Consider the following 12,332-nt stretch of genomic DNA (forward strand, 5'->3'; position numbering starts at 1 on the left):
TTAAATGATTTCATGATTTTGATCGTGGTTTTCTTTGCAATCTTTTGAATTGTAGGCTGAGTGATCCAAAATTCAGTAGTAGCCCTATTTCCATGTTAAATGCTTCCAGGTAGTTGATAGCTTGTGCTAAGTGTACATTTTCTAATTCTTTCACAGCTTTGAGTTCAACTAGAATTTTGTTTTCAACAAAAAAGTCAACTCTTCTTGTACCAATTTGTACGTTATTGTAGAAAATTGATTGTTCTTGCTCTCGCACAAAACCTAAACTGCTCTCTTCAAACTCTATTGCCAAGGCTCGTTGATAGATGACCTCTTGAAATCCATTTCCAAGTGTACGATGCACCTTCATGGCACATCCTATGATCTTTTCTGTGATATCAGAATGCTTGTATGTACTCATCTAAAAAAAATTACAACCTTCAATCTAATGAATCTTATAAATCCTATTAATCAAGGTTTACTTTTGCACCTCTTTTTCAAATTCATTCAAAAGAATATTTATGCTACGCACACACACTTGTGGAGAATTGAGGTCAGAACATGTCGGCAATACGGTGACCCTGACTGGATGGGTTCAAAAACAACGAGACAAAGGAGGCGTAGTATGGATTGATCTTAGAGATCGGTACGGCATCACCCAGCTCATTTTTGAAGAAGGTGTAACAGAGCAGACCATCATTGATCAGGCTAAGAAGGTGGGTAGGGAATTTGTGATAAAAGCTACTGGTGAGGTCGTAGAGCGATATGCCAAGAATGATAAAATGCCTACTGGTGATATCGAAATTAGGGTTAGCGAAATAGCAATTTTGAATAAGTCTAAGGTCCCACCATTTACCATCGAGGATGAAACGGATGGAGGTGAAGACCTACGAATGAAATATCGTTATCTGGATATTCGGAGGAATCCAGTGAGACAGAAACTGCAACTTCGACACACGATGATGCAAAAGGTTCGTAAATATTTGAATAAGGAAGGATTTGTTGAAGTAGAAACCCCTTACCTGATAAAATCCACTCCTGAAGGTGCACGTGATTTTGTGGTGCCTTCGCGAATGAATGAAAATGAATTTTATGCGCTTCCTCAATCACCACAAACGTTTAAGCAACTTTTAATGGTGGCTGGAATGGATCGCTATTTCCAAATTGTAAAGTGCTTTCGAGATGAAGACTTAAGAGCAGATCGTCAGCCGGAGTTTACACAGATAGACTGTGAGATGGCATTTGTGGAACAGGAAGATGTCCTGCAGACATTCGAAGGAATGACGAAATTTCTCTACAAAGAGATAAAGGGTATTGATCTTGATGAATTTCAGCGTATTAGCTATGATGAGGCCATGACAAAATATGGATCGGATAAGCCAGATCTTCGTTTTGGAATGGAATTTCGTGAGCTGAATGACCTTACACAAGGAAAGGGATTTGTTGTTTTTGATAGTGCGGAGTTGGTTGTAGGTATCAATGCTGAAGGATGTGCAGGATACTCAAGGAAGGAATTAGACGCGCTCACTGAATTTGTAAAAAAGCCACAAATAGGTGCGAAGGGACTTGTTTATGTGAAATACAATGAAGATGGCTCTTTCAAATCTTCCGTTGATAAATTTTTCGATCAGGAAGCCCTAAAAGGATGGGCAGAGAAGTTTGGGGCAAAAGAGGGAGACTTACTTTTGATTCTTGCCGGTGAAAAAAATCAAACAAGAAACGCACTCAACGAGCTTAGACTTGAAATGGGTGAGCGACTTGGATTAAGAGATAAAAATAAGGTGGCGGCAGCCTGGGTGCTGGATTTTCCTTTGCTAGAATGGGATGAGGAGACTAAACGTTTTTATGCCATGCATCACCCGTTTACAGCGCCGAAACCGGAAGACGTAGAAATGCTTTCCTCTGATCCAGGAGCTGTCAGAGCCAATGCATATGATATGGTCATCAATGGAGTTGAGGCCGGAGGAGGCTCTATTCGTATTCATGATAGAGAAATGCAGGCTAAAATGTTTGACATTCTTGGTTTCAGCCAGAAAGAGGCTGAAGAGCAGTTTGGATTTCTTATGAGTGCTTTTGAATACGGAGCGCCACCTCATGGTGGGATCGCCTATGGTCTTGATCGGATGTGCGCCATCATGGCAGGGGAGCAAAGCATTCGTGATTTTATTGCTTTTCCAAAAAACAATGCTGGGAGAGATGTGATGATCGATTCGCCAAGTAAGATCTCCAGGGAACAGTTGGATGAGTTGGGTTTGAAATTGGTAGAGCCTAAAAAACAATAGTATTTGGTACTTTTTTACTAACTTTTGCGGTTAAATAATCACACCTGATGACTAAGAAATTTCTTCTTTACTCCGCGCCTTTCTTTATTTTGTTTGGAGCATTTTCCCTGTTTGAACCTTGGTTTTATCGAAACCTGTTTGCCAGTACATCCATCGATCGGTTGGAAGGTAAGGAGTTTCAGATCATCGCTCACAAAGGAGCTTCAGGTCTTGCTCCTGAAAACACAATGGCGGCTTTTAAAAAAGCATTGGACCTTGGTGTGGATCAAATTGAGCTTGACGTAAGACATACAAAGGATGAAGAAATCATTGTATTTCATGATCAAAGACTTGATCGTATTGCGAGGGATACATTGGGAAATCCTATAACCGGTGATGTGCATGATTACACACTCGAGGAGATCAAGCAATTTGATGTGGGGTCCTGGTATGATTCTCACTATGCTGATGAGCGTATTCCAACCTTAAAAGAGGTGCTTGATTTTATTGATGGTCAGGTGACGGTTTTGATAGAGATAAAACATATGGATCACCCACACTATCACGATTTTGCAGAAAAGTTGGTGGAGGTTGTGATGAGTGAGGAAAATGGTGAAGATTGGATCATCCTTCAGTCATATGAACCTAAATATCTGGATGAGGTTCATGAACTGGATCCATATATTCAAACAAAAGCACTGATTGTTGGAGAAGATTCTGCACCGTTGATTGCTTTCTATCTTGAAACAAGGATACATATGGGACGTGCAAAGGAAAGCAACCGGATGAAAGCAATCAATCCGCAATGGGAAACCCTTTCACCCAGACGGGTTTTTCAGATGCATGCCAAGGGCTATGAGGTACATGCGTATCCGGTAAATACCAGAGATGACATGGTCAAAATGCTGAATGCCGGTGTGGACGGTATCATTACAGATTATCCAAACGTAGCGATTCAGTTGAGAAACGAGATCAGGAGACTGGGACAGGAAAAGCAGTAGTCAACTCGGCTTCTGCGGCAATGTATCCAAAGGCATCCCAGCTCGGGCTATCCAGGATTTTTAGAAAAACCTCATTGGCTTTCTCCGTGTTTCCGAGTTGTTGGTACCAGTTTCCAATACCGTATCCTAAAGTTGGATTTATGTCACCATCTTCTGGAAAAGTCTTCTTAAGCAAGCTTTCCGCTTTGTTTTCGCCTTTAAACAGTAGCAACAGATCAAGGTAAGCGTCATTCTCAATGATCTGCATATTTGTATGGATGGGAGTCAGCAACTGGTCCGCCAGCTCTTTATTTCCAATTTTTTTGTAAGTCATATACAGCCAATAGGAGGTTGCTGTGAGCAAATCATCATTAGTGCTAAACTCCATGCATCTCTTATAAGCGGAGATGGCCTTATCATATCTGCCATTTAAATAGTGAGCAAGTCCGTAGTGATACCATATATTAAATTTATCATTGCTGAGTGGTTTGTTCAGCTTGTTAGGTAAACCATCCGGCTCAATGGTGTTTTCAGTATTTACACTATAAAAAGCTGCCATCTCAAAATCGTTGATGGCTTTTTCAAATTGACGTGTGGTGATGTAACGGTGACCTCTATGTCGGCGTAATTTATGTGATGTGGGAAATTTTTCAAGCCCCGTGGTATACACCTCGATAGCCTCCAAATATCTACCTAAATAGGCAAGCCTTCTTCCATACCAAATAATTAGCTCAAGACTGTCTGGGTTGGCCTCATAATTTTCTCGGGCTACAAGCAGATTTTTCTCGTATTTAGCTCTGGTCTTGACGGTGAATTGTTTTTTAGGCAATTCTTCTCCCATCAAATTGTAAATCTTTGTAGGATCCTTGACTTCCGAAACCGAACCCTCAGATTGAGTAGTATCTGATCGATTCCCTGGTTGGCAGGCAATAAGAATAAGAGACAATATGGTAAGTTGTTTGTAGTTCATAAGATTATTCCTTCCAATTTGGATATCCAGGCTGTTTCAATTCTTCACCATTCTTGGCTTCTTTTACCATTTCCCGCACATCTTTGAGTAACTCTTTTGCATCATAAACCACCCCGTCTTTAATGGTGTACTTCACGCCCCCAACACGAGTGACTTCATTGTCTTTTGTAAGTTTTATGGCACCTGTTCCATAAAGTACTTTCAGATTCGCCAATGGATTTTGTTCAACAATCACCAGGTCAGCCATCTTTCCTTTTTCTATTGTGCCGATTTCGTTTTCCATCCCCAAAGCCTGCGCCCCCATTAAAGTGGCAGAGCGGATAACCTCTAAGGGATGAAAACCAGCCTCCCTTAGTAACTCTAATTCACGGATGTACGCAAAACCATATAGCTGGAAGATAAAACCTGAATCAGACCCGGTAGTCACTCGTCCGCCCCGGTTTTTGTATTCATTCACAAAAGTCATCCACAGCTTATAATTTTCTTTCCAGGCTACTTCTTCTTCTGTACCCCAGAAGTGCCAATAAGACCCATGAGACACTTTGCTTGGTTGGTAAAACTGCCAAAGTGATGGAAGGGTGTAGTCTTTGTGCCAGTCCGCATTTCTGGATCGCATCAGGTCACGGCTGGCTTCATAAATGTTAAAAGTTGGATCAAGTGTAAAGTCCAATTCAAGCAATCGGTTCATTACGGCGTTCCATTTTTCTGAATAGGGCTCTGCAGCTTGCTTCCACAGTTTTCCTGCTTCTCCAAATCGGTGTTGTTCGTTTTGATAGTTGTAATCAACAGGATAGTCCTGCACAATACGGTCATCAAACAAAGCCTCAGGCAGTCCATACCAATGCTCCATGGTAGTGAGCCCGGCCTCTGCCGAGTTCAATACATTCCACCATCCCACATTTAGTTGGGCGTGGTGACACGCAGAGCGTAATCCCAATCGCTTATTTTCTTTCAAAGCAGCAGCCATTACTTCCGGGGATGCCCCAAAAAACTTGATGCCATCAGCTCCTCTTCTGTAATTGGCTCTTACCCATGAAATGGCTTCTTCCGCATTGGTGATAGGTCCTTTCAACACTTCATCGCCGGCTGATCTTTCGCCGGGAAGGTTTCTTACAATCTCAATATCCTCCAGGTTCTGACCGAATGAAGTATAGGCCAGAATGCGAGGAGCAACGATTTCATTTCTATCACTACGATTTTTATGACTGAGCACCCAATCCAGACCGTTTCCAGCGGAAGGATCGCGAATAGTGGTGATACCATGCGCCAACCAGAGCTTAAACACATATTCAGCCGGAGTTCCCTGGCTGGTGCCTCCAATATGTCCATGCATATCCACAAATCCGGGAAGCACATACATGCCTTCTGCATCTATTTCCATACCATTTCCTTCCAGCTTAGGTCGGCGGTCCGGATTTATTTCCACTCCGGGGTAACCTACGACCTGTACTTTCGTAATCTTATTTTTTTCAATCACGATATCTACGGGACCGATAGGTGGGGCACCATTTCCATTGATGATAGTAGCGCCGCGGATAATAGTCATATCATATGGGCCATCACCGCTTGTTCGCGATGGAGCAGAGGTGATTTGGGCTATGGTCACCTGGATCGCAATGAAAGTGATAAGTAAGGAAAGGAATTTTTTCATATATCGTGATGTATTAAATTATGTGCTTAGATTTAAAAATAATCAATAAACTAGTATGGCAGCAGTAGAATCGAATATGATGCCACTTGGTACCGTAGCGCCCGATTTTAATTTAACTGATGTGGTATCGGGAAAGAACTTCACTCTCGAAGATGTGCGAAAGGAATATGGTGTAGTAGTGATGTTTATTTGCGCGCATTGTCCTTATGTGAAGAACATCGAAGAGGAAATAGCCGTGATTGCACGTCAATATATGGATTTGAAAGTTGGGTTCGTTGCTATTTGTTCGAATGACCCAACAGACTATCCTGAAGACGCACCTGAAGGATTGAAAGCGCAAGCAGAGGAGTTTGAGTTTGGTTTCCCATACCTGGTAGATGAAACACAGGAGGTTGCCAAAGCTTACCAGGCGGCCTGTACACCAGATTTCTTTTTATTTGATGAAGATTTAAAATGCATTTATCGCGGCAGATTTGATGCGAGTACACCTGGAAATCCTGAGCCGGTAACAGGGGATGATTTGGTCAATGCATTGGAGGCCCATTTGGAGGATGAACCTGTTTTTGAAGATCAGAAACCAAGTATTGGTTGCAGCATCAAATGGAAGTAACGGGTGTTACTCGCACTCGGCTAGATGATCATAGAGCTCCCTCAGATCGTCAATAAATGATCTCACTGCTTCTGGTTCTTTTTGAAATTCGTAGGTTACTTTCTTTGACCCTTCAGGAGTAGTTATTTCGATCCACTCGGCACCACCATCTGCACAGTCCGGGCAACCAATAGTTTCATCCAAAGCCAGAAATTTGGAAATATCCACTTTGGATGTTAATGCGCCAAAATCACTGAACGAATCACTACATACTCGCTCTTTAAGATTCTTGTCTGATCGCGGAGTAACTATCTTGGATACTTCACCATCGGAAATAGTTAATATTTGTGTGCAGTAGCCGGCACACATTCCAAAACTGGTTCCGAATTCTATTTTTATGATTTCTGAACTTTGTACTTGGTCCTGACAGTTAGTTAAAAGCGCCGCAAATAACACAAAAAGGGTAGAAATCAGTTTCATATAAAATCAAATTAGTGATTTACAATTTACATCAAATTAAATGCCACTATACAGATAGAGAATGCATTTTATAGTCCATGCTTGATTTAGTAAATTGCGCATCCATTTCACGCCATGAGCATACAAGGAAAAATTAAGATCGTAACCACCCATCAACTTCAGGAAATGAAGGCCAAGGGTGAGAAAATATCCATGTTGACAGCCTATGACTACTCCATGGCAAAAATTATTGATCAATCAGGAGTAGATGTGATTTTGGTTGGTGATAGCGCCTCCAATGTGATGGCTGGAAACGAAACCACCTTACCCATCACACTTGATCATATGATCTGGCATGCAACATCTGTTGTAAAAGCAGTTAACCGAGCACTGGTCGTTGTGGACGTGCCCTTTGGTAGCTACCAGGGCAGTTCATCAGAAGCTTTACGATCATGTGTGCGTATTATGAAAGAGTCAGGGGGACATGCAGTAAAGATGGAAGGTGGAGTTGAAATCAAAGAAAGTATTTCACGTGTTCTTTCTGCAGGTATCCCGGTAATGGGACATCTTGGATTGACCCCTCAGTCCATATACAAATTCGGAACTTATACAGTTCGGGCAAAAGAAGATGCAGAAGCCGCAAAGCTCATTGAAGACGCAAAGGTTCTGGAGCAACTGGGCTGTTTTGCAATTGTGCTGGAGAAAATTCCATCAAAGCTGGCTAAAAAAGTTTCGGAATCCATTTCTATCCCAACCATTGGAATAGGAGCAGGACCGGACACGGACGGTCAGGTATTGGTAGTACATGACATGCTCGGCATCACACAAGATTTTAAACCACGTTTTCTTCGTCAATATGCAGATCTGAATAAGATCATGAGTGAGGCGTTTGAAAACTATGTTTCCGACATTAAATCCCAAAAATTCCCCAACGAAAAAGAGAGTTACTAACCATTAAAGAAAATTTAAGTCAATGTCTAAAATCATTTACACACACACCGACGAAGCACCTGCTTTAGCTACTAAGTCTCTATTGCCTATTGTGCAGGCTTATGCTGGAAAAGCCGGTGTGGAAATTGAGACACGGGATATTTCACTGGCTGGGAGAATTATTGCTGTTTTTCCGGAGTACTTGTCAGAAGACCAACGAATCGGTGATGCACTGGCTGAGCTTGGGGCAATAGCTAAGACACCTGAAGCTAACATTATCAAGCTGCCAAATATCAGTGCTTCGATTCCACAGCTTTTAGCTGCTATTAAGGAGTTACAGTCTCAGGGGTATGCACTACCAGACTATCCGGTAGAGCCAAAGAACGATAAAGAAAAAGACATTAAATCCAGATATGATAAGGTGAAAGGTAGTGCCGTAAACCCGGTATTAAGGGAAGGGAACTCTGATCGAAGAGCGCCAAAGGCGGTGAAAAATTTTGCTCGAAAATTTCCTCATTCAATGGGTAAGTGGAGCGCTGATTCTAAATCACATGTGTCTAGTATGAGTGATGGTGATTTTTATGGAAGTGAAAAGTCAACCACGGTTGCTTATGAAACACATGTAAAAATCAAATTCCATGGTCAGGATGGCGAAACGGTTGATTTGAAACAAAGCTTTCCGATACAGGCTGGAGAAGTGATTGATGCTTCGGTAATGAATATGTTCAAACTGAAATCCTTCATTGAGAAGGAAATTGAGGATGCCAAAGAGAAAAATGTTCTTTTTTCTCTTCACATGAAAGCGACCATGATGAAGGTGTCTGATCCGATCATTTTTGGGGCAGCTGTTGAAGTTTTTTACAAGGATGTTTTTGAGAAGCATGCGGATCTCTTCAAGGAATTAGGGGTGGACCCAACAAGTGGAATTGGTGATGTTTACAACAAGATTCAATCATTGGATGAGGCAAAGCGAAAAGAGATAGAAGGGGACATTGAAAAGGTTTACGAAACCAGGCCAGCATTAGCCATGGTGAATTCTGACAAAGGAATTACCAATCTGCATGTACCAAGTGATATTATTATTGACGCATCTATGCCTGCAATGATTCGCACATCCGGACAGATGTGGAATAAAGACAATAAAACACAAGATACGAAAGCAGTTATTCCGGATAGGTCATATTCCGGCGTTTATCAAGCGGTAATTGAAGATTGCAAGAAAAATGGGGCATACGATCCCACCACTATGGGGAGTGTCCCTAATGTGGGTCTTATGGCTCAGAAAGCAGAGGAATACGGATCGCATGACAAAACCTTCCAGTTTGACAAGCCAGGTAAAGTAAACGTGGTGGATGCTGATGGGAATGTATTGCTGGAGCAGGAAGTACACACAGGAGACATTTTTAGAATGTGTCAGGTAAAGGATGCTCCAATTCAGGATTGGGTGAAATTGGCCGTCAACCGCGCTAAAGCAACTGGTTCTCCTGCAGTTTTCTGGTTGGATAAAAACAGGGCTCATGATGCTCAATTAATCAAAAAAGTAGAGAAGTATCTGAAAGATTATGATACGTCTGGTGCAGAAATCCATATCATGTCACCTGTCGAGGCAACTCAATACTCTGTTGATAGAATCAGAAAAGGACAGGATACGATTTCTGTGACAGGTAATGTTTTAAGGGATTATCTGACAGACCTATTCCCAATACTTGAAGTAGGTACGAGTGCAAAGATGCTCTCTATCGTGCCATTAATGAATGGTGGAGGCCTATTCGAAACAGGTGCAGGAGGTTCAGCTCCAAAGCACGTTCAGCAGTTTGTTGAAGAGGGTCACCTGAGATGGGATTCCCTTGGTGAGTTTTTAGCCCTTGCTGTTTCATTGGATCACCTGGGTGAGAAATATGACAACAAGCGAGCTCGGGTATTAGGAGAAGCGCTTGATAATGCAACTTCCAAATTGTTGGAGGAGAACAAATCCCCATCAAGGAAAGTAAACGAGATTGATAATAGAGGAAGTCATTTTTACCTGGCCATGTATTGGGCAGAAATGCTTGCTAATCAGGACGATGATGCTGAATTGAAGGAGGCATTTGAGGGGGTATACAGGCAACTGGCTGCCAATGAGGATAAAATAAATGAGGAGCTGATTGCTGCTCAGGGATCGCCGGTAGATATTGGGGGATACTATCAGCCAGATGTGCAAATGGCTTCAGCAGCGATGCGGCCAAGTATGAGCCTGAACCAAATAATTGATTCGATTTAGAAAGAAAGTCCCAAAAATTAACCCCGGTCATAGGCCGGGGTTTTTGTTTCTGTGAAATTGAATTACAAAAATCCATGTAATTAACTACCTTGACGGGAGTTAGTCACCCTAATTCTCGCGAGTGGAAAAACAAAGCCACCACCAATTTGAAACCAATGTGCTGATATTGGCTTGTAGCATTGGTCTAGTCCGATCCTTATTTGAGGTTGTTGGAGATTTGACCAATGAGTCAATTGAAGTAGACTTTTATCTCGACCTGGCATTCGTCTTGGTTTTTGGATTTACTTTGGTCGGAGTTTACCTGAAACTATCGCTTTACAAAATCTACTTACTTTTTTATGTGCCATTTATTGCATTGTTAGCTATCATGCTGGTAGAGGCAGAGGGGTTGGCAAGGTCCATAGAGAATAATGTTTACGGAGGTGTTATCATTATTGCATTTACCCTTAGAGGAAGGGGACTCATCTATTTTGTCTCGGGATTGATTTTTGCATCAATTATTGGCCTTACGATAGTTGAGTATCATTACTCATTCATCAAGTCATTCATCATTCTGAATGATAGTCCATATAATTTCATTTTTTCCACTCTTGGAACCATTGGATTTACACTATATGCTAAAATAATTTTTGACAGGAAAAAGAGGAGATTGGCCATGCTGTCTGACGAACTAATGAGTCAGGGAGATAAATTGAAAAGTAAAAATGAGGAATTAACGGATCAAAAAATCCAGCTAGAGCAGCTGAATAAACTATTAGACGATAAGGTAGCTAGTCGGACGGAGAAATTGAAAAGACAGCAAGATAAAATGGAGCAGTATCTGACGATCACGCTTTCTGAGTTAGAAGAATCTTTTCAAAGAACGCAAGATGAGATAGCATCTATACGCACTACATCCGGACCTGATGATTTGGTTCTTCTATTATTTCAGTCTGCTGATAACTTAAGAAAGGAGATGATGCATTTGAAAAATAAAATAAAGGAGGCAGGTTATGAGATTTGATTTAAAGGAAAAAAGTCTGGAGGGCCAATTGTTCCTGATTGCGCTTCTTATCGCATTACCTTATTTGGGGATAAGCATATTTTTTGATCTTATTTCACTGGATAACCCAATGTTGCTAATCATTGATGTGACTTTTTTTGTTGTCTGTTTTGCTATGCTTTTGCTACGAAAAGTCCGAAAACTCAAAGCGGTACTGATAAATTTCTTTTGTGTACTTGCTATCACGGGACTGTTTTTTTACTGGACATCTTCCGGGGGAGTCAATGGAGGAGGGGCTTATGTTTTTCCCGTGATTTCAGTATTGGTTATTCTGATTACCCGAGGGATTTTCAGGATAATTTTCAGTGTCATTTTGGCCACCTTAACCATCCTTCTAGGCCTTGATATGGTACCAGCTGCTGGTGAAATAAGTTATGATGGACTTCTATTTGATTATGTCTTAAACCTTTTCATGCTCTCCATTTTGTTGATTCTATTCAAAACAGCTTTGGATCGGGAGAGAAATCAAATAGAGATACGAAATGAAGAACTTGTTTATTTAAATAAAACGCTGCTGGAGAGGACTGAAGAGCTTGAGAATAACAACAAGCGAATCCAAAAGGCGCATGATGATTTAAGAGGAATAGTACAAGAACGTACGAAGGCACTTGAGGAAGAAAATGCTAGAATGATAGATTTCGCTTTTATTAATGCTCACCTAGTGCGCGCACCACTGGCTAACATCATGGGGTTGATTGATTTAATTGTGGATCGGCATGAGAGGCCTGATCTATTCTTTCGCTTGAAAAAACAAGCAAATCTCCTTGATGACGTTCTTCATAAAATCGGAGGGGTACTGAAGCAATAGTTTCAATTTTTCTTTCCCAGAGAAATACTCATTTGAGAGCTGCGAAGATTGCCGTTTGCATCAAAAATGTAGGTACTTCTAACCTCTTTGTTCAGTAATTGAAAATTCCGAGTTGTTGCAGATCCGAGATACGGATTTAGCCCATTTACACCATCATTTCCCATTATAAAGGCTTGATTAATCGGTGCGAATGCTTGCTCATTTAATGTTATCGCTTTTAATGTGGCACTCTCTGGAATGAGATCGAATGTGGTTTTTGAGTTGAAAACCGAATATTCACTTAATGATGTGAATCCTATTGGTTCAGCATCAATGGAATACTTACTTAGGAAGGAGTTACTCTCCTGAGCATTCAAAACACTGAATGTTGAAATCAGAATAATTGCAAGTGTATTTTTCATGA

The 12,332-nt window shown here is 41.3% G+C and carries 12 protein-coding genes; 7 read left to right on the forward strand and 5 right to left on the reverse strand.

Annotated features, from left to right (window positions below; all coding sequences use genetic code 11):
• Positions 1 to 10: 10 nt before the first annotated feature.
• On the reverse strand, positions 11 to 400 hold the full coding sequence (locus tag ACOQON_RS01820) for a GxxExxY protein (protein WP_420577221.1): 390 nt from the start codon (positions 398 to 400) through the stop codon (positions 11 to 13).
• A gap of 100 nt (positions 401 to 500) precedes the next feature.
• On the opposite strand from ACOQON_RS01820, the gene aspS reads away from it, so the two are divergent.
• Entirely contained in the window at positions 501 to 2,261 is a 1,761-nt protein-coding gene (aspS, locus tag ACOQON_RS01825; RefSeq protein ID WP_420577222.1) for an aspartate--tRNA ligase, read from the forward strand.
• Between the two features lie 47 nt (positions 2,262 to 2,308).
• On the forward strand, positions 2,309 to 3,241 hold the full coding sequence (locus ACOQON_RS01830; RefSeq protein WP_420577223.1) for a glycerophosphodiester phosphodiesterase: 933 nt from the start codon (positions 2,309 to 2,311) through the stop codon (positions 3,239 to 3,241).
• Here ACOQON_RS01830 and ACOQON_RS01835 read toward each other — a convergent pair.
• Together ACOQON_RS01835 and ACOQON_RS01840 are read right to left on the reverse strand one after the other, a co-directional pair.
• Positions 3,213 to 4,190 (reverse strand): tetratricopeptide repeat protein, encoded by a 978-nt coding sequence (locus tag ACOQON_RS01835; protein ID WP_420577224.1) that lies wholly within the window; start codon positions 4,188 to 4,190, stop codon positions 3,213 to 3,215. The two genes, ACOQON_RS01830 and ACOQON_RS01835, sit on opposite strands and share 29 nt — an antisense overlap.
• A gap of 4 nt (positions 4,191 to 4,194) precedes the next feature.
• On the reverse strand, positions 4,195 to 5,841 hold the full coding sequence (locus tag ACOQON_RS01840; protein WP_420577225.1) for an amidohydrolase family protein: 1,647 nt from the start codon (positions 5,839 to 5,841) through the stop codon (positions 4,195 to 4,197).
• A gap of 55 nt (positions 5,842 to 5,896) precedes the next feature.
• Here ACOQON_RS01840 and ACOQON_RS01845 point away from each other — a divergent pair, with 55 nt between their 5' ends.
• A complete protein-coding gene (locus ACOQON_RS01845; RefSeq protein WP_420577226.1) occupies positions 5,897 to 6,451 on the forward strand; it encodes a thioredoxin family protein in 555 nt (184 codons plus the stop codon).
• A 6-nt stretch (positions 6,452 to 6,457) separates the two neighbouring features.
• On the opposite strand, the gene ACOQON_RS01850 is transcribed toward ACOQON_RS01845, so the two are convergent.
• Complete coding sequence (locus tag ACOQON_RS01850; RefSeq protein WP_420577227.1) at positions 6,458 to 6,910, reverse strand: hypothetical protein; 453 nt, start codon at positions 6,908 to 6,910, stop codon at positions 6,458 to 6,460.
• Between the two features lie 114 nt (positions 6,911 to 7,024).
• Here ACOQON_RS01850 and panB point away from each other — a divergent pair, with 114 nt between their 5' ends.
• The 4 genes from panB to ACOQON_RS01870 all read left to right on the forward strand — a co-directional run bounded on the left by panB (position 7,025) and on the right by ACOQON_RS01870 (position 11,929).
• On the forward strand, positions 7,025 to 7,840 hold the full coding sequence (panB, locus tag ACOQON_RS01855; RefSeq protein ID WP_420577228.1) for a 3-methyl-2-oxobutanoate hydroxymethyltransferase: 816 nt from the start codon (positions 7,025 to 7,027) through the stop codon (positions 7,838 to 7,840).
• Between the two features lie 22 nt (positions 7,841 to 7,862).
• Positions 7,863 to 10,079 carry an NADP-dependent isocitrate dehydrogenase gene (locus ACOQON_RS01860; protein WP_420577229.1) on the forward strand — a complete coding sequence of 739 codons (2,217 nt, stop codon included), beginning with the start codon at positions 7,863 to 7,865 and terminating at the stop codon, positions 10,077 to 10,079.
• A gap of 121 nt (positions 10,080 to 10,200) precedes the next feature.
• On the forward strand, positions 10,201 to 11,082 hold the full coding sequence (locus ACOQON_RS01865; RefSeq protein ID WP_420577230.1) for a hypothetical protein: 882 nt from the start codon (positions 10,201 to 10,203) through the stop codon (positions 11,080 to 11,082).
• Positions 11,072 to 11,929 carry a hypothetical protein gene (locus ACOQON_RS01870; RefSeq protein WP_420577231.1) on the forward strand — a complete coding sequence of 286 codons (858 nt, stop codon included), beginning with the start codon at positions 11,072 to 11,074 and terminating at the stop codon, positions 11,927 to 11,929. Before ACOQON_RS01865 ends, ACOQON_RS01870 begins: the two co-directional genes overlap by 11 nt.
• A gap of 2 nt (positions 11,930 to 11,931) precedes the next feature.
• On the opposite strand, the gene ACOQON_RS01875 is transcribed toward ACOQON_RS01870, so the two are convergent.
• Entirely contained in the window at positions 11,932 to 12,330 is a 399-nt protein-coding gene (locus ACOQON_RS01875) for a hypothetical protein (protein ID WP_420577232.1), read from the reverse strand.
• Positions 12,331 to 12,332: the final 2 nt, after the last annotated feature.

The sequence above is a fragment of the Ekhidna sp. genome, from assembly GCF_965221965.1.
Classification (GTDB): Bacteria; Bacteroidota; Bacteroidia; order Cytophagales; family Cyclobacteriaceae; genus Ekhidna.